This is a genomic window from Paenibacillus sp. 32O-W (assembly GCF_007679495.1).
Taxonomy (GTDB): Bacteria; Bacillota; Bacilli; order Paenibacillales; family NBRC-103111; genus Paenibacillus_L; species Paenibacillus_L residui.
The window spans coordinates 113970-139540 of sequence record NZ_VEGP01000002.1; the positions used below are offsets into that span (position 1 = coordinate 113970).

The 25571-nt window shown below is 51.0% G+C and carries 23 protein-coding genes; 2 read left to right on the forward strand and 21 right to left on the reverse strand.

Going from position 1 to position 25571, the window contains the following annotated elements; genetic code table 11:
* From FS806_RS01470 to zwf, 11 genes are all read right to left on the reverse strand, one after another.
* A complete protein-coding gene (locus FS806_RS01470; RefSeq protein WP_144932453.1) occupies positions 1-204 on the reverse strand; it encodes a twin-arginine translocase TatA/TatE family subunit in 204 nt (67 codons plus the stop codon).
* A gap of 16 nt (positions 205-220) precedes the next feature.
* Positions 221-955, reverse strand: a complete 735-nt coding sequence (tatC, locus tag FS806_RS01475; protein WP_144932454.1) for a twin-arginine translocase subunit TatC — start codon at positions 953-955, stop codon at positions 221-223.
* A 30-nt stretch (positions 956-985) separates the two neighbouring features.
* A complete protein-coding gene (locus tag FS806_RS01480) occupies positions 986-2707 on the reverse strand; it encodes a GMC family oxidoreductase (RefSeq protein WP_144932455.1) in 1722 nt (573 codons plus the stop codon).
* A 20-nt stretch (positions 2708-2727) separates the two neighbouring features.
* The gene (locus FS806_RS01485; protein ID WP_144932456.1) at positions 2728-3504 is read right to left on the reverse strand and encodes a gluconate 2-dehydrogenase subunit 3 family protein; all 777 of its coding nucleotides are present in this window, start codon (positions 3502-3504) and stop codon (positions 2728-2730) included.
* A 200-nt stretch (positions 3505-3704) separates the two neighbouring features.
* Positions 3705-5297, reverse strand: a complete 1593-nt coding sequence (locus FS806_RS01490) for an extracellular solute-binding protein (protein ID WP_260981933.1) — start codon at positions 5295-5297, stop codon at positions 3705-3707.
* A gap of 111 nt (positions 5298-5408) precedes the next feature.
* A complete protein-coding gene (locus FS806_RS01495) occupies positions 5409-6278 on the reverse strand; it encodes a carbohydrate ABC transporter permease (RefSeq protein ID WP_144932459.1) in 870 nt (289 codons plus the stop codon).
* A 25-nt stretch (positions 6279-6303) separates the two neighbouring features.
* A complete protein-coding gene (locus tag FS806_RS01500) occupies positions 6304-7200 on the reverse strand; it encodes an ABC transporter permease (protein ID WP_260981934.1) in 897 nt (298 codons plus the stop codon).
* Between the two features lie 255 nt (positions 7201-7455).
* A complete protein-coding gene (locus FS806_RS01505) occupies positions 7456-9747 on the reverse strand; it encodes a helix-turn-helix domain-containing protein (protein WP_144932463.1) in 2292 nt (763 codons plus the stop codon).
* 219 nt (positions 9748-9966) lie between these two features.
* Complete coding sequence (locus tag FS806_RS01510; RefSeq protein WP_144932465.1) at positions 9967-11550, reverse strand: peptide chain release factor 3; 1584 nt, start codon at positions 11548-11550, stop codon at positions 9967-9969.
* A 159-nt stretch (positions 11551-11709) separates the two neighbouring features.
* A complete protein-coding gene (locus FS806_RS01515; protein WP_144932466.1) occupies positions 11710-12774 on the reverse strand; it encodes a metallophosphoesterase family protein in 1065 nt (354 codons plus the stop codon).
* A gap of 222 nt (positions 12775-12996) precedes the next feature.
* Positions 12997-14553, reverse strand: coding sequence for a glucose-6-phosphate dehydrogenase (zwf, locus tag FS806_RS01520; protein ID WP_144932467.1), 1557 nt, complete (start codon positions 14551-14553; stop codon positions 12997-12999).
* A gap of 191 nt (positions 14554-14744) precedes the next feature.
* Between zwf and FS806_RS01525 the strand changes: the two genes are divergently transcribed.
* Entirely contained in the window at positions 14745-15134 is a 390-nt protein-coding gene (locus FS806_RS01525; protein ID WP_144932468.1) for a hypothetical protein, read from the forward strand.
* Positions 15135-15592: 458 nt separating this feature from the next.
* On the opposite strand, the gene FS806_RS01530 is transcribed toward FS806_RS01525, so the two are convergent.
* Complete coding sequence (locus tag FS806_RS01530; protein ID WP_144932469.1) at positions 15593-16039, reverse strand: GNAT family N-acetyltransferase; 447 nt, start codon at positions 16037-16039, stop codon at positions 15593-15595.
* 953 nt (positions 16040-16992) lie between these two features.
* Between FS806_RS01530 and FS806_RS01535 the strand changes: the two genes are divergently transcribed.
* Positions 16993-17967, forward strand: coding sequence for a cation diffusion facilitator family transporter (locus FS806_RS01535; RefSeq protein ID WP_144932470.1), 975 nt, complete (start codon positions 16993-16995; stop codon positions 17965-17967).
* 635 nt (positions 17968-18602) lie between these two features.
* Here FS806_RS01535 and FS806_RS01540 read toward each other — a convergent pair.
* From FS806_RS01540 to FS806_RS01580, 9 genes are all read right to left on the reverse strand, one after another.
* Positions 18603-19247, reverse strand: coding sequence for a response regulator (locus tag FS806_RS01540; RefSeq protein ID WP_144932471.1), 645 nt, complete (start codon positions 19245-19247; stop codon positions 18603-18605).
* Positions 19231-20280, reverse strand: a complete 1050-nt coding sequence (locus FS806_RS01545) for a sensor histidine kinase (protein WP_144932550.1) — start codon at positions 20278-20280, stop codon at positions 19231-19233. The genes FS806_RS01540 and FS806_RS01545 overlap by 17 nt, the downstream gene beginning before the upstream one ends.
* Before the next feature lie 61 nt (positions 20281-20341).
* Complete coding sequence (gene liaF / locus FS806_RS01550) at positions 20342-21001, reverse strand: cell wall-active antibiotics response protein LiaF (RefSeq protein WP_144932472.1); 660 nt, start codon at positions 20999-21001, stop codon at positions 20342-20344.
* Positions 21002-21133: 132 nt separating this feature from the next.
* Positions 21134-21868 (reverse strand): PspA/IM30 family protein, encoded by a 735-nt coding sequence (locus FS806_RS01555; protein WP_144932473.1) that lies wholly within the window; start codon positions 21866-21868, stop codon positions 21134-21136.
* Between the two features lie 2 nt (positions 21869-21870).
* Positions 21871-22269, reverse strand: a complete 399-nt coding sequence (locus FS806_RS01560; RefSeq protein ID WP_144932475.1) for a PspC domain-containing protein — start codon at positions 22267-22269, stop codon at positions 21871-21873.
* On the reverse strand, positions 22266-22949 hold the full coding sequence (locus tag FS806_RS01565) for a PspA/IM30 family protein (protein ID WP_144932478.1): 684 nt from the start codon (positions 22947-22949) through the stop codon (positions 22266-22268). The genes FS806_RS01560 and FS806_RS01565 overlap by 4 nt, the downstream gene beginning before the upstream one ends.
* Positions 22950-22992: 43 nt before the next feature.
* Positions 22993-23292, reverse strand: a complete 300-nt coding sequence (locus FS806_RS01570) for a LiaF transmembrane domain-containing protein (protein WP_144932480.1) — start codon at positions 23290-23292, stop codon at positions 22993-22995.
* Positions 23293-23521: 229 nt separating this feature from the next.
* On the reverse strand, positions 23522-24301 hold the full coding sequence (locus tag FS806_RS01575; protein ID WP_260981935.1) for an ABC transporter permease: 780 nt from the start codon (positions 24299-24301) through the stop codon (positions 23522-23524).
* Complete coding sequence (locus FS806_RS01580) at positions 24298-25215, reverse strand: ABC transporter ATP-binding protein (protein WP_144932482.1); 918 nt, start codon at positions 25213-25215, stop codon at positions 24298-24300. The genes FS806_RS01575 and FS806_RS01580 overlap by 4 nt, the downstream gene beginning before the upstream one ends.
* Positions 25216-25571: the final 356 nt, after the last annotated feature.

The window sequence follows — 25571 nt, forward strand, 5'->3', positions numbered from 1 at the left end:
TCACTTAAGCAATTTAAGTTCGTCCTTCTCCTGGCGGACCACGTTATCCTCGGTATCGTCGACCATTCCTCTAGTCGAATTGCGGAACTCACGCAGCGTATCGCCGAAAGCTCTTCCGAGCTGCGGAAGCTTGGCCGGCCCGAAGACAATCAGGGCAATGGCCAGAATAATAATCAAGCCGGGAATCCCTACATTATTGAACATTTGATTAACCTCCCCTTCACTGGGTATTGGTTGACAGTGTTGCTAGTCTTCTGTAGTAATGGCCTGCCAAGGCGGCGCTGATTTCGAACAAGGCAATTAACGGAATCGTCACGGACAGATGCGAGATGAAGTCCGGCGGCGAGATCAGCGCCCCTACGATTGCAAGCCCGACATAAGCATATTTGCGGGTTCCCTTGAGCCTCTCCGGAGTCAACAGCCCAAGCCGTGTAAGAAACAGCACGACAACGGGCATCTCAAAGGAGACCCCCATCGGAAAGACGACGTTGAACAGGAAGGAAAAGTAACGATCGATCCCGTAAGTCTCCATTGCCCCGATCGAGGCGTTCATCGTTTTCATAAACCCGACCATCATCGGAAAAACGACATAGTAGCCGAAAACGGTGCCCGTAAGGAAGAGCAGGAAGGAGGCCGGAACGAATGCAAGTGTTCCTCTGGCCTCCGCATCAGTCAGACCCGGCCTGACAAATGCCCATATTTGATACAGCAGCACCGGAAGAGTGAACAGGATCGCAAACAGAAACGCGCACTTCATGTAGACGAACAGCCCGTCCGTCAACGAGAATACGTTCCACTCGATGCCGCTGGCGCCCGGCCTGGCTTGAACATAGCGCAATATGGCGGGAGATAAATACAACCCCGCGCACATGGCGCCCAACAAGACCGTCGCGACCACGATCAATCTCTTGCGTAGCTCGGTCAGATGAACGACCAGATTTTCTTTTATATCCATTCTACCCCTGTCCTTCAACAGAACAGAGCCCTATACGAGAGATCCGCCCTGCTGCAAGTATTTGAGAATGCCTTCCGAAGCCCGGTATGCCAGCGCCCCAATTGTGCCCGTCGGATTGTATCCGCTGTTATGGGGAAAGGCCGATGCTCCTACAACAAATACATTTTCCGCATCCCACATCTGCAAATAGGAATTGACTGCAGAAGTGCTCGGGTCCGCCCCCATCACTACGCCTCCCGTATTGTGCGTGGACTGATATGGGACGATATCATAGTTGCTGATCGCTTTGGACGTTTCCAGCTTGGTCGGATTCATTTCCTTCATGACCGCTTCGGTTTTGGTTGAAATAAAATTGACCAATTCCCGATCCTGATTCTCAAAATCATAGGTTAATCGAAGCAGCGGCAGTCCGTATATATCCTTGTAGGTCGGGTCCAAATCCATATAATGATGCCTCCATGGCATATTGGCCCCTTGAATACTGACTACAAGCATGCGGTTGGCGTATTTGATCGACATCTGCTTAAATTCCTTGCCCCACTTCGGAGTGCCGCTCGGCGTCGGATTGCTGGCGATCGGCCGATTTCCGGTTTGGGTGAAGCGAATATTCGCCCCGTGAATGAAATTCAGGTCCGAATGGTCGAAATTGTCTCCGTTGAAATCGTCGAAGCAGCTTCCTAGCGCCCCTGCCCCCATATAAAGATTAAACTCCCTGTCATCATAGAAGCCGTAAGCATTCCCGCCCGTAATCTGGTACGCGTAGTTTCGGCCGATAACACCGGTTCCGGAAGCCGGATCATACGGTTTGCCCAGCTTGGAGAGAAGAAGCAGACGAACGTTGGAGAATACATAACTGGCCAGTATGACCAAATCCGCCGGCTGCTCGAACTCTTCTCCGGTTAACGTATTGATGTAAACGACACCGCTTGCCCTCTTGCCGTCGTGAATGATCCGGGTCACATTGGAAAATGTGCGGATTTCCAGGTTGCCGGTGTTCTGGGCTACGGGAAGCACGGTTACGATAGGATCCGCCTTCGCGCCATATTCACAGCCGAACCGTTCACAGAAAGCGCAGTATTGGCAGGCAGCACGAGTAATGCCGTCCGGATTCGTATAGGTTTCGGATAAATTGCCTGACGGAATGACATAGGGATTGTATCCCAGCTTTCTCGCGGCATCCTCGAACAGCTTCATTCCCGGGGTTTTCTTCATCGGCGGAGTCGGGAACGGGCTGGAGCGCTGGCCGACCATTGGGTTTTGCTCGGGTTCACCGCTGATTCCGGCCATTTTCTCATATTTGTCAAAGTAAGGCTCCAACTCGTCGTAGGTAATTCCCCAATCCTGGATAATCATGCCGTCCGGAATTTTATTCTTTCCGTAGCGCTCCACCGTCTTGGAATAAATCTCAAAGTCATAGGGGAGAAAACGGTAGTTTTGCCCGTTCCAGTGAACCCCTGCGCCCCCGATTCCATCTCCCATCAAGAAGGAGCCGTAGGATCTCATCGGCAGGGCCCGCACTTTTTCCGTATTGCGGAAAGTAACCGTCTCCCTGGACAGATCCTGCATCAGCTCATACCGTTGAGCGTAGCGCAGTTCGTCATGCACCATGAAATAATCTTCCGTCTTCCGCGGTTTACCCCGCTCCAAAGCAACTACCTTATGTCCCGCTTTGGTCAACTCCGAGGCAATGATGCCTCCCATCCAACCTAATCCAACGATTACAATCGGTACCTTTGGTAATGTAGTAGCCACTTGCATGTCCCCTTATCTAGTTAGTGACTCATGTGATCATGGAGGCTCGCCGGCTCCATCTTGATAAATTCTTCCTTGTCGATGACATCGGCATAGCTCATCTGATTGCCGGGATAATTGCGCATCCTCCAGCCGTCCATATTTTTGTTGCCGCCGTATAGCGGATCGGCATAAGCTCCTTCCAGAGTCAAGGAGCGCAGCAAATTAAAGAAAATTTTGCTCGACATTCCGTGAAGCTGGACTTCTTCTCCTTTTTCAAATACGGTCAGAACCTCGTCCTGCTGGGCCTCGTCCAGATCCGCGAAAGCCTTGCTGTACTTCGTTTGGCAATAATCTTTCAGCGCCTGCAGCCCCAAAGTGAATATTTCGTGGCGTTTAAACCCGGATTGGTATCCTTGGGTCGCCTCTGCCTTGAAGAATGGACCTATCATATAATCTCTGGCGTTCATACCCCACGGACCGGCCAGTTGGTGGTCGATATAATACGCGACCCCCAATTCAATAGCGCCGGGCCCCAGCTCGTCCTTCGGAAAAATACGTTCCGTTGCTGCCTGGGTTAACTGAAATTGCTCCGTATTAAGGAACATCAGCGCCTGATTATAATCCTTGACCGGCGGCTGCTCCGTCTGGCCCGGCTGCTGTGGTGCCGTTTCCTTAGGAGCGGTCATTGTCGATCCGATCACTCCGCCAATCACTCCGCCGGCAACTACTCCGCCAAGAGCCGCTCCGGAATATTTCAGGAACTGTCGTCTGGATTCATCGCGCGGGGCGCTTTTATTATGTTTTTCCTCTGCCATCCTGACACCTCCAATTGCCACACTTGTTGATATCAATAAGTAATGGTAGTTTCACCATAATGAGCTTTTTTATGCCAATTTTCTTAACACGTTTAATCGCTTTTACCAGTCCCCCACAAAGTGGAGTTATATATTCTGTTATGAACCAAAAAAAGCCGAGGTCATATAACCTCGGCTTGGCCCGAATTCGTCTCGGCAATTTACTTGGCCGCTCCTCTTTCTTTAATTCCGTCATTGATCTCTCTGATGATATCCGCGCCCCCTCGTCCCATCCATTCCTTGACCATTTGATCCCAATCGGATAGCGGGCGTTGACCGGAAATCATCTTCGTCTGCTCTCCGATAATATATTTTTGCAAATCGGCTCCTTTGGAAGATTGAGCTTCAGAGAAAATACCGCGGCTCGGATCCGCATAAGGGGTTTTGTTGTATGTCGCTTCCATCTCTTCGATTTCAGCGATAAATTGCTGCATTCTCGGATCGTTGTAAGAAGCGATCGAGTATTGATTCGCTTCATCGTTGGGTGCCCACGGCTTCCAAAATTCATGCCGCTGCAGCATATATTGAATCGGCGTAATGCTCTCCGAGCCCGGCTTAAGCACCGCCTTGCCGTCCACCATCTCGTAGCCCACTCCCTCGTGCCCCATTAGCCAATCAAACACTTCATTGTCCGGGGTTCGCTCATTCACCGGGATGAACTGCCGGCCATAATCCATAATCTCCAGTATTTTCATGACCTTCTCCGGATCATTCTTCAGCTTCGAGGATAGAGTGGACAGGCCGAAATATCCTTGCCCCAGCAGCCGTCCCTGACTCCCGTCGGGAGCTACGAAATGAGGAATCGAAGCCAGCCGCGCCTCGGGATTCACTTCCAGCAATCCGGTATAATACTCTTCTACCATCCCGGTCGGAGTGCCGATGAAAATCCCCGCCTTGCCGGAATAAAATTCTTTATTTGCCTGCGCCCAGTTGAGCACGGCAAAATCCTTGGTCACCGCTCCTTCCCTGTACGCCGCCGCTAAGGTTTCAATCACTTCTTTACGCCCGGGGCCGATGATTCCGGGAATATAATCGCCGTTCTCATTTTTGTGGTACCAGCCTCCGGACCAATAAGCTCCTGCCATATATTCAGGTGAAATATTTTCTCCAAGAGCAAAGCCGTACGTATCGTCCTTGCCGTTACCGTCCGGATCATTCTTGGTAAAGGCAATGGCTACCTCAAGCAGTTCCTCATAATTGGTCGGCATCGACAGCCCGAGGTTGTCCAGCCAATCCTTCCGGATGATATTGCTGAACACATAGGTGGGGGCATACATGGGGATGCTGTAGATTTTGCCGTCTACACGGATTTGATCCCAAATTTCATCGGGAACCATGCGAAACGTCTCGTATTGGTCGATATAGTCATCCAGCGGAAGAAAAGCCCCCTGCCTGGCCCATTTATAATAATTCGAATCCAGATCCTTGATCGCCACGACATCCGGCATGTCGCCAGAGGCCATGACGACCGACAGCTTGCTGTTAAAATCCGATTGCAATATAAATTGTGATTTGATATGAGCGTTGAATTTTTCCTTGATGGCATCGACTCCGGCGCCCTCCGCCGCAGGAAAAATCGTATACGCGAAGTTCATGAAGCTGATCTCATGCATTTTGTTCTCTTCCGCCTGCTTTGCCCCGGGCTCCCCGGAAGGCTGGGAAGTTCCCTGGGAGCCCCCGCCCGAACAGGCCGCCGCTGTTAAAGCCACCGTCATCAGCACCGAGCCCGCGCTTATCCATCTCTTTTTAGTCATTACGACCACCTCCGCTTATAATGAGCGAATCTTGTGCCACCCTCTTGTCATCCCGGAATCGTTGCGTCATCGATAAATCGGACAGATTCCCGGAACGCCGGCATGAAATAGTCAGCCTTTGACCGAACCGAGCATCACCCCCTTGGCGAAATGCTTCTGCAGAAACGGATAAACCGCCAAAATAGGGACCGTCGCCAACAAAATAGCGGCCATCTGAATCGTCTCCGCCGGGGGCGGCTGAACCAAGGTCTGCTGCTCCAGCAAGGAGGTGTTGTCATTCACGACGACAATTTGGCGCAGCAGCACCTGTATGGGCCACTTGGCCGGATTGCTGATATAGATCAAGCCCGTAAAATAAGAATTCCAGTGACTGACAGCGTAGAACAGGCCGAAGGTGGCCAACGCCGGCTTGGACAGCGGAAGGATGATGCGCCCGAATATCGTAAAAGGATTGGCTCCGTCCACAATCGCGGCCTCGTGCAATTCTTCGGGAATATTGCGGAAGAACTGGCGGATAACGATCAGATTCCACGGGCTGATCAGCACAGGTATAATGAGCGCCCAGACGGAGTCCAGAAGCCCGGTCTCTTTGACAACCAGATAGGTCGGAATAATGCCGGCTCCGAACAGGAAGGTAAACAGCACCATGAAAAGGATCGTTCTTTGGCCCGCGAAATCCCGCGACAAGCCATACGCCATCGTCATCGTAAAGAGCAGATTCATCAGCGTTCCTGCTACCGTTATGAAGACCGTCACCCCGATGGACCGGATGAAGCGGTCGTTGCCGAGAATATACTTGTACGCGTCCGCCACCCATTCCTTGGGCCACAGAATAAAATCATTCTCCAGAAAATCTTTCATGGAAGAGAAGGAGACCGAGAAAATATACAGAAAAGGAATGAACATGCTGACGGCGATTAACACAAGCAGCACGATATTGACCGTCTCCAGAATCCGGTCTCCGACGGTTCGGTGAAACATGCGTATCCCTCCCGGTGTATATCTGCTAATAAATGCCTTCTTCCCCGAATCTCTTGGCCAGCCGGTTCGCCCCGATCACCAGAATGAGCCCTACGACGGACTTAAACAGGCCAACAGCGGTGGCAAAGCTGAAATCCGACTGTAAAATGCCTTTGTAATAAACATAAGTATCCAGCACATTTCCCACTTCCATCACATAGGGATTCAGCATCAGAAACACCTGCTCGAAACCGTTGTCCAGTACGGTACCAAGGCGCAATATAAGCAAGATGACTACCGTACTGCGGATCGCGGGAAGTGTAATATGCCAGATCCTCCGCAGCCTGCTGGCCCCGTCGACTACGGCCGCTTCATAGAGCTCCGGATTGACTCCCGCCAAGGCCGCGAGGAAGATGATCGTTCCCCAGCCCGACTCCTTCCAGATGACCTCCAATACGAGCAGCGGCTTGAACAGGGCGGGAATTTGCAGGAACAGAATCGGCTCCATGCCGAACCAGGCTTGCAGGATCCCGTTGATGAGCCCGTCGCTTCGCAGGAAAATCGTTACAATTCCGATAACCACCACCCAAGACAAAAAATGCGGAAGGTAGACGATCGATTGAATAAGCTTCTTGAATCGTTCGTGGCGAACCTCGTTCAGCATAACCGCCAATAGTATGGGAACCGGAAAGGCAAAGGCGATTTGCAGAAACGACAGCACCAGCGTATTGATCAGCACCTGCACCACTTCCGCATTATCGAAAATCCTGGCAAAATGGGCCCAGCCGACCCAGGGACTGTCCATAAACCCTTGGAATGGGCTGTATTCTTTGAAGGCAATGACAGACCCCAGCAGCGGAACATATTTGTAGATGATAAAATAAAGGAAGCCCGGCAGCACAAATACATACATATAGCGGCTCTGCCATATCTTCTTCCTCATCCGGCCCCATCCGGCGGGGGATTGAACGGGTATCCTTGAATGCGTTTTCGATTCTGCAGCCGGTTTCATGGTCGGCTTCTCTCCTTTCATTCGGATTGTAACCGTACTGTACAAGAAACGGCGGCAAACGGGAAGTTTCCATTCTTGCATACAATCAGGGCAAAATAAGAAACAAAACAGGCAAAAAAAGAACCTTTCCCCGATTAGGAAGAAAGGTATTATACCTGTCTATAATCCAGCCCGCGCTTCCCGATGCTAAGATCCTTGACGAAATTGCTCACGGTATTTTCCCGGCGGCATCCCCGTGCACTGCTTGAAGACACGGGTAAAATTTTGAGTCGTTGCGTAACGCAGCTTTTCCGTAATCTCTTTAATCGATAAATCGGAATGGGCCAGCCATTCCTTCGCCCTGTTCATTCGGTAGTCGATAAGATAATCGACGAAATTGATCCCCTTCTCTTCCTTGAAAGCGCGGCTTAGCTGGGAGGGGGAACAGTGAAAATGCTCCGCGACCTGCTGCAGGGATAAATCCGTCTCGAATCTTTCAAGAATGTAGTCAATCACCTGGCTGATCAGCAAGGCCTGTTTGGACTGCCGGGACTGCTCCATCTCGCGCTGAATGGACGGGAATAGCTCATTGCAGAACCACTGACGGACCTCTTCGAGGGACGAGGCGGAATAAATATTCATATAGAGCTGATCATCCATCCATTCATGAAGATCATAGCCTCTATCCTGCAAGCACTGGTCGATTTCCCCAAGCAAATAAGCCATCAAGCCAAGCACGCTTTCCACATTGGCCATAAAATGAGGGACGTCCTCCATCATTTCCGCGAACTGGTTCCGGGCTTGCTCTATATCCCCCTCGGCAATACTTGCCAGAATCCTTCTCTGCCATTTGGCGAAAAAATGATTGAACTGCCGGAGCATCGTTGAATTCTCCGCAATCTCGCGGGTAATGGTCGCATTCCCGCCCATTACAAAACGATAACGAAGCAGTTGGAGCGCTTGTTCATAGCCAAGGCTGACAGCCGTCAGGGAAGGCTGGGCATCGCTAATGGCGACGGTAATCGTATGCTGAAAATATTCTTTCACCTTCTCCCGGATGAGACGGCTCATTTCGTTGATCCGGCTCCATGCCGCATCATCATTCCGTTCTGTGCCGAGAATGCAGATGATCTGTCCCGGATTGGGAGTCAACGTCACACAGGTCGGCATCTCCTCACAAATTTCCTGAATCAGCTTGGACAAAGCGTACATCATCAGCGAGCGGTCTCGGGTCTGATATTTCCGCCAAAACTTAACCGGCTGATCCACTTCCAGAGCCAATAGATAGAACCAGCTTCCGTCAAGCGCCAAATGTTTATTCGCCGAATGGACGGCTAACTCATCCTCGGTCATCTCTCCTCTGAGCAGCTTGAACAGCACGCTTTCCTTCAAGTGGGGAAGCTGTTCCTGATACTGAAGCTGCAGCCCTTCATTGATCCTCAGTACCTTCTCCAAATAGGAGTCCAGAGCATTAAGATCATCCGCCTCCCGGTCCGATCCGGAGAATTTGCCCGCAAGCCTTTGGATCGGAAAATATAGCCGATGCGATCCGATGACGGAGATCAACATCCAGAGTCCGATCAGAATGATGACGGTTATCCAGGTGAGCCGTTGGATATGATCAGATTTGGCCGTTAACTCGGAATACGGAGTCATCGCCAGATAAGTCCAGTTATTGAAGGAGGACTTCTCCGAAGACAGATGGTATTGCTGCTTATTGTATGTATAAGGTCCTGTAAAGCTGGAAGGATTTTGCCAAAATTGATGCAAATCATTGGTGGCGGTGAGCTTGGTACCGATATCGGCTTTATTGCTGCTCAGCACGATGCGTCCCTGCTCGTCGATCACAAGCAGCTTTCGCCCGTTGCCCAGGCTGACCGACTGGAAAACCTCCTCTATAATCTCCGGGTCGACATGCAGCAGCAGCCAGCCTTCCATAACCGGAGAATTAATCGGCACCGGACGCAGCAGGAGAAACTCGGTTTGTTGCGGATAGGTATAGGGAGGGACGACCGTCGCTCCCATATACATCGGCCTGGCGGATTTAATCAGCTCGTAATAGGGAAAATCGTTGAGCGCAAGCATTCCGTAATGATTGGAATACACTTGGCCGAACCGATTATACACCAATGATACGTTGAAGAGCGTCCCGTTATAGCTGCGGTATTGCCGAATGATTTCTTTCATCTCCAATGTCGTTTCCAAGGCTTCCAACGAATCCATGGAGATCCCGAGCCGGACTGATTTCTCCACGGTCCGGTCACTGGCAATTTGCAGGGAAGAGGCGTCCAGGCTTTTCAAAATACCATCCATCTGATATTCCATCTGTTTAAGAATAATCCGATGATTGCGGTCCACCTCCTCCTGCACGCTGCTTCCGGCCATGTAAGAGGAGATCAGGCCGAGAAGCATGACGGGAATAACGCTTAGCAGCAAAGAATAGACCAGCAGCTTCTTCTTGAAGCTCATTCTCCTCCATAAGCGGATCGGTTTAACCATACCCCAGCTCCTCCTCGCTTATCTGTAGATCCGGACAAGACAAATTGTTATCGCTTTCATTTTATCCGATCATGCTTGTCGGGTCAGGTACCTGCCCCCGGCGGGACATGAATCCGGTGAAGACTATGGGTCCACCGGATTCCCCGAGGTTCGCAAGCCGTTTGACAACTCCCGCTTGCTTGCAGTTAGACAAACCTTTCCGTTCGCCCCCACAGTAATTTACGGAGCTACATTCAAAAATTGAAGATCCGGATTTTTTTCCATGGCGGTGCGAAGCGCATACTCATTCTCAAACAAAGCCACGTAATTATCCTTCTTGTCCTTGACGAGCTGGGAATTAATCCGGAACTTGCCGGGGTCGATCGAGGGACCGACAAGCCAGCGGGCGAACTGGAAATTCATTCGCTGCAGCATAACGTCCACTCCATACTCCGCTTTCATCCGGTACTCGAACACCTCGAATTGAAGCTGTCCGACCACGCCCAGGATCGTGTCTTCGAAGCCGATCGTCCGGAAAACTTGAATGGTTCCTTCCTCTGTCAGCTGATCGATCCCTTTCTGATACTGCTTATGCTTCATGGCATTCTTGACGGTTACTTTGCTGAACAGCTCGGGAGAGAACGTAGGCAGCTCGTCATAGACGATTTCGGTGGCCTGACTTAACGAATCTCCGATGCGGAAAATTCCCGGATCGTACAGGCCTATAATGTCTCCCGCATAGGCAACGTCTACAATATCCCGGTCCTGGGCCAGAAATTGCTGCGGCTGGGATAGCTTGATCTCCTTGCCTGCCCTCACATGCTTGACGGACATGCCCCGCTCGAATTTGCCGGAACAGATTCGCAGGAACGCGACGCGATCGCGATGCGCCGGATTCATATTGGCCTGAATTTTGAACACGAACCCGCTGAACTGCTCCTTCGTCGGTTCAATGCGGCCGGCGGAGCTTTCCCTCGGTTCCGGCTTGGGCGCCAGCTGCAGGAAATTCTCCAGGAATGTCTGTACGCCAAAATTGTTAATCGCGCTGCCGAAGAAAACTGGAGTCAGCTCGCCTTGCTTCACCTTCTCCATATCGAACGGATCTCCCGCGACATCCAGCAGCTCGAGATCTTCACACAGCCTTTCGTACAAATAGTCACCGGCGATTTCTTTAATGGCCGGATCGTCGTACCCGCTGACGGGCTGCACCTCTATCTTATCGTGATCGTCCCCCTGGAACAGCTCGATACGTGTCTTCTCCCGGTCGTACACCCCGCAGAATTGCTTGCCCGAACCTATCGGCCAATTCATCGGATAAGAGCGGATGCCCAGCACCTGCTCCAGCTCTTCCAGCAGGTCGAACGGGTTGCGTCCTTCCCGGTCCAGCTTGTTGATGAAGGTAAAAATCGGAATTCCCCGCTGGCGGCAAACCTGAAACAGCTTCTTGGTCTGAACCTCGACCCCCTTGGCCGAATCGATCAGCATGACGGCGCTGTCTGCGGCTGTCAGGGTGCGGTAGGTATCCTCACTGAAATCTTGGTGGCCGGGGGTATCCAGTATATTCACACGGTTGCCTTTATAATCAAACTGCATGACACTGGAGGTGACGGAGATTCCCCTCTGCTTCTCGATTTCCATCCAGTCCGAGGTCGCGTGTTTATTCGCTTTCCTTCCCTTAACCGTTCCCGCCAGGCGAATGGCGCCGCCAAACAGCAGAAGCTTCTCGGTTAGTGTCGTTTTCCCGGCGTCCGGGTGAGAAATAATCGCAAACGTCCTTCTTCTGTCAACCTCCGTTTGCAGCTCTTGACTTAATTTAGTCGTCATACGGTGCTATTCCCTTTCCATATATAAATTGTCCCGAAAGATAATGACTTGCACATGATGCTATGCATCTCTTGTTTTCTATTGCTTGCGTTGTACAAGCTTTCGGATAGTTGAACACAGAAACTATTGCCGCTCTCGCTCTGGAAACACTGGTGATTATTAGGCCCCGCGAGCCAGTTCCACGAGCCAATCGGCTTCCGCGATCCAGGTCCCGTCGCTAAATTCACGGCCCTTCAACAAGACCCGGTCTTCATAAACTTCAACATACAGGCCTTGTGCCGCCTCCGGCCGGGCGTTCTCGTAACGGCGATTCATCACCCGGCTGACCGAGGAATTGTGGAACCAATGGAAGGTTTCCTTAACATAATGGTTCATGCCGTTAGTAAAATCCTGATGCTGATGACCCGAGAACACGAATACGTTCGGGCAGTCTTTCACAATATCGCGAAATTCGTTGGCGCGAATGAGCCGATGCGAGCCTCCGTCCTGCCCGGCGGGCGGGAGCGGCTGATGAATCATGACGAAGGCCGGCTTGCCGTCCTTATGCTGCTCCATCTGCTCCTTGAACCAGGCCATCTGCTGATCGGAATACCAGGCTCCTTCTCCTACCTCCGGCCTCTCCTCTACATAAGCCTCCTGGGATAAAAGAATAAGATGAACCCCCTTGATCCATACATCACGATATGGCTTCTCCTGGCCCATGAAGTTGAGGAAGGACTCCCGGGAATCGGCATCCGACTTGCCGTTAGGCATTCCTTCACGATTGAACTGACCCTGCTCATTGATCCAAATATCGTAATAATCATGATTGCCCATATTCGCATAGAGAGGGGGAAGCTCGAATCTGTCCAGGACTCTTCTTAACTCCTGATAATCCTGCTTGCGTCCATAATCGGTCAAATCACCGGTAATCACAACCGAATCCGGCGGATTGGGCAGCCTCTTCATATCTTCCAAAGCTTGAGCCAAATGCTTGCTATGCTCGGGCAGGTCGGGATTAATATGGGGATCGCTAAGGATCAGCAGAGTCAACAACGGTCCTGTTTCTCCCGCGTTTTGTTCTGCTTCGGGAGGAGGCGGCTCCGGGGGCGCGGAGGCGGAGGAACCGCCTTGCCCTGAGGAACGGTTGACTGCGCCAAACCATCCTCGCCATAATCCTATACCAAAGGCCGCGGCCACAGCACCAAGGCTCAGCAGCCATTTCAAAAAAGCTCTTCTTGTCACGGCCTCACATCCTTCTATGAACGATCCGTATTTTTTATTATAGTCACTTTTTATTTATCCTGCACCTTTTTCATTGGATATGCCGGCATTTCATAGATAACCGGCCGGCTGAAGCGCTGGTGCTGAAATAAGCCATATTTCGCCGGGGAATGCAGAAAGGCCACCTGCTATTCGCAAGTGGCCCGAACAGGAATGGCGGTCGCCTGTCCTTCCTGCCTTCTCCTATTCGCTGCGATTGGTCACCCAGACCACTTCCGACTCCTGCTGACCATTGACCGGCCACCAGTGGAAGCCGTCCTGCTCCAGCAAAGCCTGGGCCTCCTCCGGTCCCCAGGAGCCTGCCGGATACATTCTGAGATCACTCGCATCCTCAGCCCAAGCGGAAGCAATCTGATCGACATATTGCCAAGCAAGGGCAACCTCATCCCAGCGGGTAAAGTAAGTCGAATCGCCCCTGGCCGCATCGAACAGCAGTCTTTCATACGCTTCCGGCGTATTCAAGCCGACCTGGCAGCTTTGGCAAAAATCCATCGCCACCGGAACGATAACGCCTTCAGAGCCCGGTCTCTTGGCATTAATTTTAATATAGATGCCTTCCATCGGCTGCACGCGGAAAACAAGAAGGTTCGGCTCCAGTCCCGTTTTCCTGCCATGGTATACGTTCTTCGGCATATTTTTGAACTCGACGACGACTTCGGTTGTTTTCACCGGGAGTCTCTTGCCGGTCCGAATGTAGAAAGGAACCCCCGCCCAACGGAAATTGTCGACATAGACCTTGGCGGCGAAATAGGTTTCGGTAGTCGAATCGGGATTTACCTTATCCTCCGACCGGTATCCGGGCAGCGCCCGTCCATTGGCTTGTCCTTCCGTATACTGCCCGCGTACGACATGCTTGCGGACATCCTCCGCGGAGGTGAAAGGCCTTAGAGAACGGAGCACCTTAACCTTCTCGTCGTGGATATCTTCCGGATGAAGACGGCTCGGCGGCTCCATAGCCATCATGGCGACCATCTGGAGCATATGGTTCTGCCCCATGTCACGAAGGGCCCCGGAGTGATCGTAATACCCTCCGCGGTCCTCCACTCCCACCGTTTCTCCAAGCGTAATCTGAATGTTGGCGATATATTTATTGTTCCAGAGAGGCTCGAAGAACGCGTTGGCGAAGCGGATCACATCGATGTTCTGAACCATTTCCTTGCCGAGGTAGTGGTCGATCCGGTATACTTCATGCTCCTCGAAGACTTCCCGGATTTCCTTATTCAGCTTCTCCGCGGAAGGCAGGTCGAATCCGAACGGCTTCTCGATAACGAGACGGTGCCACCCGGCGGTCTGAAGCAGTCCCCCCGCCTTCAGATTGTGGGCAACGCTTCCGAACAAATCCGGGGCCAGCGCCAGATAGAACAACCGGTTACCGGCTATTCCGAACTGCTCCTCCAGCCTTTCCGCCGCTATATTTAATTCGTTGAACGCCTCTACCCGATTGATGTCCAGCGACATATACTCAAAATGCTCCACGAAACGGCCCCATTCCGGATCGTCGGGGGATGCCTTGTACCGAGCGAATTCCTGAATCGAACGGAGCACATCTTCATGAAATTGCTCCCGACTTCTTTCGCGGCGGGCTAAGCCGATGACCGCAAACTTGTCGGACAGCTTGCCTTCCTTAAACAAGCTGTATATAGCGGGAAACAGCTTGCGGCTGGCGAGATCTCCGGTCGCTCCGAAAATAAAGAACAGAACTCCTGTTTCTCTCACTTTTTCCTGATTGGTCTCAAGCATGGTTCATCTCTTCCCTTACGAGGTTATATGTAACGAGCTTACCCGTTTCTATTCCAACAGTTTAGCATATCCGCTCAAGAATCGCCATCGCGGTGAAACAATAAAATGGGCGGGCACCCCCGGTATTCGTCTATTCGCCTGCCGCAATAGGTGAATATACTATTGTGAATTGACTAAGGAGGTGCAAGCAGGTGTACAGAATCTACCCGGTCGATCCAGAAACCTGCCATCCGTTCCGGGGGTATCCGGTTGTAGCTCTTATGAAGGATGGTGCCCGACAAATCGGTATTCTGGGAGGCGTTCACAACGGCCAGTTAATATTGAACGATAACGCTCCATGGGTGGAGCCCGCTGCTGCAAGCAGCAAAGGCAAAACGGCACGCATCCGCAGGAATAAGCGGAAAAAAAGAGCCGGAAGAAGGGCCTCCGGAAAGCCCGCATTTACGGCGGGACTGATTCCCGATGAAGTCGGCTTCGATCAGGGAGCCGAGCCTTGGCCGTTCTATCCGCCGAACCCGTTCGGCAGCCGGGTCGAGCTTGATGCGGACTCGATTGATCAATTATTCCTTATGCCCCTATAGAAGTTCAGGCTTCTTCAGATTACCGGGAATCGGCCCTGTCCTCTCGTCTTGCAGATTCCCGGTTTTTTCTTACCACATTAGAAAGTTTAAGTTCATTAAAGCATTAAAATGGAACAAACTTTCTAATTGGCATAAAAAGCTACGAGCTACCTTTAAAACCGGGTTATTCGTCTTCGAAGAGGCTCCGTTAGAAGCTTTTTTTATTCCGTTGATCCGCAGTAGATCATCTGGGGCCCCGTGCACCTTTAACTTGATCCGTAGTGAATTATCTGTAAGCCGTGTGTATCTTAAACGTTGTCGGCGGACAACACGTAATGATATGGCTTCGATATTGGGATACACGAAGGCTATTCAGCATACTCCGATGGTATGAGTAACATTGTTAGCCATTAAGAGCCGGTATTACGCACCTGCGTGTATAGTGGTGTAAGACGGAGACAGGTACTCTTCTAGTAATTCTACAAATGCTTATTCAGCAAAAAACAACGGTAAGACGGATAATATTCCGATACCGTATACCCTCTGCGGAAATAAAATTGCTGAGCGAGAGGGTTCGGCTCATCCACAAACAGTTTGACGGCTTGGCAGCCCCGTTCCATTCCATATTGCTCCGCCGCCTCCATCAGCTTACCTCCCAAACCTCGGCTCTGAAAGTGCCGGTCGACGGCAAGCATGTCAATATGCAAATCCCGGTCTCGCCGAAAAAAGGAAATAAAACCTGCCGGCTTCCCCTTACGACCGGGAGCTATTACCCATACGGTTCCTTGTTGAAGTCTTCGTGAAATTTCCGCCCGGCTGATCCTGGTATCGGGTCTTGCCGCATTGGCATAGGGCAGCAGTTCCTCATACACCATGCGATAGATGTACCGGTCATCCTGCTCCCTGTTCCTTGGCCGGATTTGCATCGTCTCACCCCCAGCATTCTCTGCCTTCTTCTATCCTACGCGATGAAGGTGAGCTTTGCTGTAGACCAACGTCATTCCAATCAGGTGGAAATTGTCCTCCTTAATTTATGGCGATGACCGAGTATTTCGCGACGATATTTCTATCGCCATTCGGTGGAAGGCGACAGCGAGTACCTCGAGGTAATCTTCCTGTCGCTATAGTCGGCTAAACACCTAATTTTCGCAAACCGCTGATGCCACGCTTCAAAGACAAGCAAAAGTGCAGGTCATTTTGCAAAAATTCGATAAATCCCGGGAAAGACGAGCAATTCTGCAGGTCTTTCGCCGCCAAAATCGAAAAATCAGCCAATTGGCCGAAATCACCTGCACTTTTGCCGGTCTTTGGCCGATTTCACCCAAAACTCTTCAAAAGACCTGCACTTTTGCCGGTCTTTGGCACCCATGCGGTGTATTGCGAGTCGCTCCACCTTACGGGTCCTCGTCTGTGCGGTATTGATCAGTCGCTCCACTTACAGGCCCTTGGCACTCTGCGGTATTGATCAGTCTCTGCACTTACAGGCCCTTGGAGCTCATGCGGTGTATTGCGAGTTGCTCCAATTACGGGTCCTTAAACTCATGCGGTTGACCCGTTTTTCTGTACTTAGGGCACTCGATTTTCTTCAATTTACAGCTACTTGTCGACGCAATATCGTATAGCCCCCCCCCGCCTGAGCAAAGGGGATAATAGTCCAATAGAGCCGCTGACACTTTTTTCGATCCATATTGCGCCCTTACTGCAAGGACTATTCACTTTCAGGGAATAATGTTACATAAAATTCGAGGGCAACATTCAAATTAACAGTTAAGGTCTTTATTACCCTAATGAACTTGCTTAAATCAAAGGAATGTTGAAGGCATAACCGGTAAGGTCTCAATCGGACAGGATAATACAGTTCTCGGAAGGAGAGGAAATAATGGAAAGCCACGGGGACCCGCACAAAACGTCTGCAAACAATAAGAGTCAGTCATTATTCGCCGCCTGGATCAGTCTGATCAGCAATGCTTTATTAACGGTCATCAAGCTGGCGGTGGGCTGGTTATTTCATAGCCAGGTGCTTGTTGCAGATGGCGTACATAATGCGGGGGATTTGATTGCTTCGGCAGCCGCCCTCGGCTCGATGAGAATCTCCAATCGCCCGGCCGACAAGGACCATCCCTACGGGCATGGCAAGGCGGAAGTGATCGGTGCCGGACTCGTCGCTATCATCCTGGCGATTGCGGCTGTTTGGATAGGCTACCATTCGTTCGAGGCGCTGCTTGGCCCGCCGCTAACAGGCGCCCATTGGATAGCTCTAACCGCAGCCGCCGTTTCGCTTGTCTGGAAGCAGTTATTGTTCCTCTATACCATCCGGCTGGGCCGCAAGACAAACAGCAAAGGCTTGATAGCTACAGCGTATGACCATCTCGCCGATGTCTATGCTTCTATAGCCGCCGTCATCGGGATCGGGCTGGGAATGGTGGGAGCGGCCTACAATATTGCCTGGCTCGGCTATGGAGATCCGGTTGCGGGAATCATAGTCAGCCTGCTGGTGCTGAAGCTGGCTTGGGATATGGGGAAGGAAGCGATAGATATTTTGATGGAAAGAACAGTGGATCCGGTCAAGCTGAGGCAGTTTGAGAGCATTGTCCGGTCATATCCCGAGGTGAAAAGAATAGACCGTCTTCGTGCCCGTGAGCACGGCCATTACATTCTTGTGGATTTGCGGATCGGTGTTCCCGGCACAATGACTGTACAGGAAGGACATAATATCAGCAGAGAAATCAAACATTCGATCATGGAGGCTCACGAGGAGGTGGATGAGGTCCTGGTGCACCTTAATCCATGGTATGAGCTATCCGGGGAGGAACAACCGTCTGATGAAAAAGATTTCTTTAAGGATGGGAAATGAATGGAGCTAGGAGGCTTCCTTTGCTTACGGCCAGCATGGACCTTCTTTTTCTAAATCCCCCTAGGGATGGCCCATTATGGGATTTTACTTGAAGTATTTCTTGCGCACCAGCCATAGGAAGGGTACTGACACGATAATAATGACGGCAATGACAACGATTTTAGTATAATTCATAGCGAGACCCCTCCGCTTTATTAAATGTAAAGCTCTTAACGGAGCTACTTTCGATGATGAATAACCCGGTCTTAGTTGTAACTTTCCATGCCAATAAGTATCTTTATTTACGACGCATCAATGCTGTAAAGAACTTTAAGATCTTATGTGGTATGTAAAGCCCTTAACGGAGCTCTGTAAATATAAAAGTGACGTATAACCTTCGAAGCTTATACCGGGTACTTGCGGGCCCAGGGACTGGAGATGAACAACCCGGTATTAGAGCCAGCTTTTCATGCCAATAAAAGAAAGAACTCCTGCCGGAGTGATCGAGGCCAAACTACCTCGTTGATGGAAGATGTTGATGTCCGGAAATAGAAAATCTTCCATTCCGTTAACATGACTATATTGTAACGGGGGAAGCCGGAGTAGTCAAAGCTATATACCTTTTCATCAAAGAACCCTGGTGAACTTCTCAGGCATTAGTCCGCCAAACCGTGCTTATGTGCATAGATCGCCGCCTGGGTCCGATCGTCCACACCCAGCTTGGCCAGAATGTTGGTGACATGGAACTTGACGGTTTTAATTCCGATAAACAGCTCGTCAGCGACTTCCTGGTTGGAATGCCCCTTGGCAATCAGACGAAGCACTTCCATCTCTCTGTCCGTCAAATCATGATGGGGAGCCTGCTCCTGTTTGGGCTGCCGGAACCGGTTCATAATCTTGGTGGCCACCTGAGATTCCAGAATGGGCTGCCCTTTGGCCGCGGAGCGGATAGCCTGAGCAATCTCCGAAGCTCTGGACGTTTTCAGCAAATAGCTGAAGGCTCCGGCTTCGATGACCGGATACATTTTCTCATCGTCCAAATAGCTCGTCAGTACAATTACTTTGCAATCCGGATAGATCTGCAGCAGCTTGCGGGTGGTCTCGATCCCGTCCATTCCCTCCATAACCAGATCCATCAGAACGACATCGGGCTTATACTCCTGCGCCAGACGAATTCCGTCCATCCCGTTGCTGGCTTCGCCGACTACCTCAATTCCTTCCTCCGTTCCCAGAACAGCAGCCAATCCGATGCGTACCATCTCGTGGTCGTCCACCAGCAGAACTTTAATGGGTTGCTCCATCTTCCACTCTTTCTCCTTTCTCATTGTCCATAATCGGAATGCGGATTTCGATGCGCGTTCCTCTGTTGGGTGCCGTAATTACGTTCATCGAGCCCCCGATTTCATTGACACGCTCTTTCATCGATACGAGTCCGTAGGAGGCCAGCTTCTTCTCGTCCAGAACGAAGCCCACCCCATTATCACGGATGGATAATCGCACTCCTTCCGGAGGCTGCAGCAGCTTGATTTCCATCTTCGTTGCTTTGGAGTGGCGCAGCGTGTTCGACAGCGCTTCTTGCACGATGCGGAACAGGTGGTCCTCTATCCCTTTGGGAAGCTGGATTTCATCGTCCATCTCCCAGTAAATCTCGATCGGTGTCTTGGCTTGCAGCTCCTTAAGCAGCTCGATCAAGCCTTGCGCCAGACGCTTGCCTTCCAGATGAACGGGCCGTAAATGCAGGAGCAGCGCCCTCATCTCGGATTGAGCCACGGAAGACATTTCCTCGATGAGATGGATTTGCCGCTTCGCCCGGTCGAAGTCTTTGTCCAGTGTACGGCCAACCGCAGTGGCTGTCATCGAAATGGCAAAAAGCTGCTGGCTGACCGCATCGTGCAGATCTCTGGCAAGCCGCTGCCGCTCCTCTATGACCGCCGAATATTTTGCTTTCTCAGCAAGCTGGGCGTTGTCGTTGGACAGCCTCTGGAGCGAACTGATCTGCTCCTCCCATTTCTTGCTCACCCGGTTAAGCTGTTCTCCCAGCCGGCCGATTTCATCTTCTCCAAGCGGAGGCACCTTGCGGGACAGGTTTCCTTTTTCAAACAGAAGCATGATTTCCCTCAACTGCTCTATCCGCATGCTGATTCGGCTGGCCTGCCAATATCCGAATACGGCGCCGACGGCAATGACGGCCGCCAGCAGAACAAAACCGATAACGATAGCATCCTTCCATTTTTCCGGTGTGTCAAGATATCCGTAGGTGTACAAAATATAGAGAATAATAACGAAAAGAAGAAGACTGAAAAGAATAGACTCCCCCATAGTTCTCCATATCATATTGGTTAGTCTGTTCTTCAAGCTCCAGTCCCCCTCTCTTCAAGGAAATATGCATCCATCCTTAGACAACCTTAATATCTATATCGGCTACAACATAGGATACTACAAATTTAACCCGGTTTTCGCAAATGTCATAGTTCGGAGATTTCCAGCTCAGCTTGTTCAGCATTCCCTCTTCTTTACGATGCGGAACATCAATCTGTCCGAAGAGCACCGAGCTTTCAATGGAGACTCCGACATCCTCGGGGACAATCAGGTCGATATCGGCAATGACCCCTTGCAGAACGACGGTCACTTCCTTCTCTTCGAAGATAGCGAGCGACAGGTCCATATGCATTTCCCCGATCAAACTCCATTGGCTCAAGTTATTCAGAACCCAGGGGCCTTTATCATACTTCACACTGTCTATAATCCGCTGCTTATGCCGGACATTCGATTCTTTGGGCTGCTGCTTGGACTTTAAGTAGAAGAGTCCGAGAAAAATAAAGATCAGGGCGACGACAATCGTCATCTTGTCTCCCATGATGAACAGCAGGCCAATCGCCAGCATGACGTAGCCTCGTTTCTTGGCATCCGATTGAATATATTGAACACCTAGAAAAATAAGGAAAAGGGCGACAATGGCTTCAAACCCGAATACATGCTGCACAAGCAAAAATACCCCAGCACCGATAAAAAGAAGATAGGCATTGCGGTTTCGGTTTGTTTTCTGATCCTCCATGTCGCACCCCCCTGCAAGTCATATGCCAAGTAGTAGGTAAGTAATTACAGTGGAGAAAAGCCATAAGGCCTCCGTTTGCCGCCCAATGGCTTTTCCTCCCATAGCATACCACATTGGATATGTCCGTCAATACTATTTTGCTTCTGTTTCCGAATTGTCACCCGCTGTTTCCGCCGGAGCGGCTGCGGTAAAGCCCAGCTTTTCTTTCAATTGGCTCAATTGTTCGTCCACGGCCTGCTTCTTCGCCAGATCAACGGTCCCGGTTCCGTAAGAGGGGCCTGCCGGTGTGTAGCCATAAGGCTTGCGGCTGATTTCCGCTTCCACTTCCAGCTGCATGATCTTCTCTTCCATGCGGTGGAAGCCGCGCAATGCTTTGCCTCCTCCGATCGTTCCGTTATAGACGACCTCGGACATTTGCTTCTTCGCCTTGGCCAGTTGGGCGCGGGATACGAGCTCGTTGCGCTTGTTGCGCATTTTGTAGAACTCATCCTTCATCTCATGGAGCTGCTTCATCAGCTCGTCAGCCTGGCTCTTGGATTGGTAATGCATTTCGCCATATTCGGTCACTTTCTGATCGTAATACAGTTTTTCCTCGAGCGCTTGTCTCGCTATCGCTTCCTGACCGTTCTTCAAAGCCTCGGCCGCTTGCCGCTCCCGCTCCATGCTGTAGCGTTCGGCCTCTTCGACACGCTGGCGCAGCTTGCGTTCGTTGGCAATTTGCTTCGCGACGGTTACTTCAGCCTGTGCTATTTCCTCCTCCATATCTCTCAAATACTGGTTAAGCATTACAATCGGATCTTCCACCTTATCCAACACTTCATGAATAGATGCCTTCGTCATATCTTTAATTCTCGAAAATACTCCCATTGTTACACATCTCCCTTCTCGTATTTAGCCACTTTGGCTCTTAATTCTTCGATTTCTTTCTGTAAAGCCTTCTTCTCAATATCTTTCATCATCTCATCCAGATCGGACGGTTTCGGCTGCGGCGGCTCATATTTCGGAGCGGATTGGGTATAAGGACCGCTATAGCCGTAAGAATGCGGGTTCCCGCCGGGCATCCCGAACGTAGGTCCTCCCAGGTCCGGCTCCTTCGGTACGACCATGCTGGCGATGAAGTAGAGCAGAATCAAGGTGCCGCTGGAGAATACTGCCGTGACTACCACAACGAGCCTCACCAGAGTCGAGTCTACATTCAACATTTCCGCCAGCCCGCCACACAGACCGAACAGCTTGCTGTCTTTGCGTGAGCGATACAACTTTTTCATTGCTTGGTCCAACCCTCCTTCTCCAGCTTACGCTTTAATTGCTCCATCTCTTGATCCAAGGCCGACTTAATGGTGTTTCCTGCCTCGTACAGAGCTTCTTTCGTCACATCCCTGACTTCCTTCAACGATCTGGCGACCATCTCCATATCGGAGACTCGCTCCTCCAGGCGATTGAACATCCGGTAAGTATATTCCGTTCCCCCACCCCCACTGAGCCGTTCGTTCAACTTCTGCTGCAAGCGGGCCGTTTCCATTCTGGCCTGATAGTAGCTTCGCTTGGCCGCTACCTCCTGATAGTCCGCCCGCAAGGATCGGAGTTGATCCTCCAGTTCGGCAATCGGGCCTCGTGCATTCTCATACAGTTCCAGATATCTTAAATAAGTTTCTTCCTGCGTCATCTTCTCCTGTAATGCCAGCCGGGCGACTTCCTCTTCTCCGGCCTTCAGGGCGAGCATGGCTTGCTGCTCTCTCTTCTCCATCACTTCTTTGGCTGTCATGTATTGCCGCTTTAATGATTCCGCATGGTGTACGCATTGGGAGTACAACCTCTCGGATTGTTGAATCTGCTCCCGTTGGGTTGCGAGATACTGATCGATCAAGCGTACCGGGTCCTCGCTTTGCTCTAGCCTGTCGTTTAGAGTTGCCACGGTAATATCCCGCATTCGTCTAAGTATGCTCATAGAACTTCCTCCTTCTCGGTATTTCCTAACCCCCGTTCATGCATCAGTAACTCCGGCCGGTTCCCTTCAACATCGAGGCACCGTATGCGATCATCGCAAATGCGATAATCAGACCGATTAGCCAGGAGAACTTGCCGATCAGAATGAGGATACCCAGGAGAAGAACAATTCCTCCGAGAATTTTGCGGCCGCTCTGAATTCCGAAATATCCAAGAGCGATCATCGCAATCGGGATCAGGTATCCCATCAGGCCACCCATGTGAAACCCGATTTTATTCAACAGAATCAATGCTCCGCAACCGATAAGCAGAATGGCAAAACCGCTTTTACCGTCAAGCTTCATAATGATTCACCGCCTCTCTTTTTGCTTCTCTTCTTGTTCATGTCTTTATTCTAGGTCATTTCAGGATTCGTCAAAACGGACCCTCGTCGGTTTTTGGTACTGGACCAAAGTCGGGGGACAAGCTGAACCCCGGTCAGACCCGGCACTGGACCCGCATCGTCACGCTTCCCGATATAGCAGAACAGCCCTCTCCCGGAGAACCGGAAGAAGGCTGTTACCGCCGTCAGATCTATTGGACGTCCCTTCTGGCAAATATCCAGTTGGCCAACACATAGAGCACAATGACATAAACGACAATGACCGTCAAGGAAAATCCCAGAGTCATCCCTTCCTTGAAAGGACGGGCTCCTGAACTGATCAGCGTGTTTTTGGAGTATACCGTTAAATCCGTATTGGCGAAGATAATAAACTTCGACCACTCATACTTTGACAATAGCCCGGTCAGTACCCCGCCGATGAAATTGGCCACGATCGAGATGCTGATAGCCAGTCCCAGACTTTTGAAGACAACCGCCATGAAGAAGGACAGAGTGACGAAGAATACAAGACCGGGAAGCTGGTATAGAATGCCGCCCAGGACGCTGCCGGGAGTGGCTCCGCTGTTGTCGACTCCAAAAAGAATCGTGCCGAGCAGAAGACTGAAGACATAGAGAATCGCATAAGTAGCCAGAAGCAGAAGAAGCAGCGTGACATATTTGGAGCCCAGAATGGCCGCGCGGCCGGCCGGACGGATCAATAGCTGCTTGATCGTTCCGTCGCGGTACTCATCCGTTATGATTTGCGCTCCCATGACCATCATATAGATGGTAATGAAAATGCCGAAGGCCGTATTCATATAGTTAGTAAAATCGGCTGCCCCTATATTGTCGGCCAGACTTTTCAGGAAAAAGAAAATGATCAGCCCGGCCAGCAGGACAAACGTGATAAGAAACAGATAGAAAAACCAGCTCTGCCTTTTGCTATTAATTTTCATCCATTCGTTCTGGATCAGTGACACAAAACCCATCATTGCCGCTCCCCTTTCGTAAGGGACAGGAACATGTCCTCCAAAGTTGGAGACATCGTCCGGATTTGGTACAGGAGAATGCCTTCCTTGCCGAGCAGCGTAACTACCTGCGGAATGGTTTCCCGGTTGATTTCAATCGTCACCCGGTTATCCTTCTTCTTCACTTCCCCATAGGCTTCCAATAGCAAGGCCGCTTGATCGGCGTTGCTTACTTCGAACACGACCGGGTAGACCATCATGTCTTCCGCTTCGCCATGAAGCTGGCGTTCGTCGACAAACTGGCCGTCTTTAATGATAACGACCCGGTCGCACATCAATTCAATCTCCGACAGCAGATGGCTGGATACGACGATGGCTATATTCTCCTCTGAGGCCAGCCTGCGCAAGTAATCACGAAGCTGCCTTATGCCGCTAGGGTCCAGTCCGTTGGTCGGTTCATCCAGAAGCAGAATGGACGGCCGGTGCAGCAAAGCCTGGGCGATGCCAAGCCGCTGCTTCATCCCCAAGGAATAGGTCTTCACCTTCCGGTGGATCGCATCCTCTAAGTCCACCAGACGGACAATGTCCATCATCCGTTCGCGGCTGACAGGATTCCGGCTCATTCTCGCGAAGTGGATCAGGTTCTTCCACCCGCTCATATACCCATAAAGCTCGGGCGTTTCGACAATGGCTCCGACGTGGGTCATCGCCTGGCTCCGCTCGGTTCTAATGTTATGGCCGGCGATATAGATATCGCCTTCCGTAATGGAGATAAGTCCGACCATCATGCGGATGGTCGTCGTTTTACCGGAGCCGTTCGGCCCGAGGAAGCCGTAAATCTCTCCACGGCGGACCGAGAAGGACAGCTTCTCGATAATAGGCTTGCCGTTTATGGTTTTGGATACGTTCTTCAATTGCACTACCGTTTCGTTGGACATGTCCTGCCCCCTTTATTTGAATTTAACGGAGCCGCATACGCGTAGTTTGAGACTGCCGATTAATGGTATACAACCAAAAATCATGCGAAAATGCTGCATGGTTTGGTTTTAACGGACCCTAGAAACCTTAATCGTTCCAAAATGGCCTTTCGGTCATTTTAACGGAATCGGATGACCTTATCCCCAAGAAATGCATGCGAAAGTAGGAGAATTCCAAGCAATAAGCGCAGCTGAGTCCGTTAGTCTAAAGAAACCGCCTATTTTGACGAAATAGGGTCTCCCAGGTCCGTTACGTTTTCGCTGCTGAACTTTTCACTAGTACAACATCCTTTTTGTACGCCTTTCCCACAATGAAT

Bases quoted from the DNA above. Each gene is read 5' to 3' on its own strand.
- FS806_RS01500 (WP_260981934.1), bottom strand. From the start codon at position 7,200: ATGAGGAAGAAGATATGGCAGAGCCGCTATATGTATGTATTTGTGCTG.
- FS806_RS01510 (WP_144932465.1), bottom strand. From the start codon at position 11,550: ATGACGACTAAATTAAGTCAAGAGCTGCAAACGGAGGTTGACAGAAGA.
- FS806_RS01540 (WP_144932471.1), bottom strand. From the start codon at position 19,247: ATGGAGCAACCCATTAAAGTTCTGCTGGTGGACGACCACGAGATGGTA.
- FS806_RS01560 (WP_144932475.1), bottom strand. From the start codon at position 22,269: ATGAAAAAGTTGTATCGCTCACGCAAAGACAGCAAGCTGTTCGGTCTG.
- tatC (WP_144932454.1), bottom strand. From the start codon at position 955: ATGGATATAAAAGAAAATCTGGTCGTTCATCTGACCGAGCTACGCAAG.
- liaF (WP_144932472.1), bottom strand. From the start codon at position 21,001: ATGGAGGATCAGAAAACAAACCGAAACCGCAATGCCTATCTTCTTTTT.
- FS806_RS01485 (WP_144932456.1), bottom strand. From the start codon at position 3,504: ATGGCAGAGGAAAAACATAATAAAAGCGCCCCGCGCGATGAATCCAGA.
- FS806_RS01580 (WP_144932482.1), bottom strand. From the start codon at position 25,215: ATGTCCAACGAAACGGTAGTGCAATTGAAGAACGTATCCAAAACCATA.
- zwf (WP_144932467.1), bottom strand. From the start codon at position 14,553: ATGCTTGAGACCAATCAGGAAAAAGTGAGAGAAACAGGAGTTCTGTTC.
- FS806_RS01530 (WP_144932469.1), bottom strand. From the start codon at position 16,039: ATGCAAATCCGGCCAAGGAACAGGGAGCAGGATGACCGGTACATCTAT.
- FS806_RS01505 (WP_144932463.1), bottom strand. From the start codon at position 9,747: ATGGTTAAACCGATCCGCTTATGGAGGAGAATGAGCTTCAAGAAGAAG.
- FS806_RS01535 (WP_144932470.1), top strand. From the start codon at position 16,993: ATGGAAAGCCACGGGGACCCGCACAAAACGTCTGCAAACAATAAGAGT.
- FS806_RS01575 (WP_260981935.1), bottom strand. From the start codon at position 24,301: ATGATGGGTTTTGTGTCACTGATCCAGAACGAATGGATGAAAATTAAT.
- FS806_RS01470 (WP_144932453.1), bottom strand. From the start codon at position 204: ATGTTCAATAATGTAGGGATTCCCGGCTTGATTATTATTCTGGCCATT.
- FS806_RS01495 (WP_144932459.1), bottom strand. From the start codon at position 6,278: ATGTTTCACCGAACCGTCGGAGACCGGATTCTGGAGACGGTCAATATC.
- FS806_RS01555 (WP_144932473.1), bottom strand. From the start codon at position 21,868: ATGGGAGTATTTTCGAGAATTAAAGATATGACGAAGGCATCTATTCAT.
- FS806_RS01490 (WP_260981933.1), bottom strand. From the start codon at position 5,297: ATGACTAAAAAGAGATGGATAAGCGCGGGCTCGGTGCTGATGACGGTG.
- FS806_RS01570 (WP_144932480.1), bottom strand. From the start codon at position 23,292: ATGAAGCTTGACGGTAAAAGCGGTTTTGCCATTCTGCTTATCGGTTGC.
- FS806_RS01565 (WP_144932478.1), bottom strand. From the start codon at position 22,949: ATGAGCATACTTAGACGAATGCGGGATATTACCGTGGCAACTCTAAAC.
- FS806_RS01545 (WP_144932550.1), bottom strand. From the start codon at position 20,280: ATGATATGGAGAACTATGGGGGAGTCTATTCTTTTCAGTCTTCTTCTT.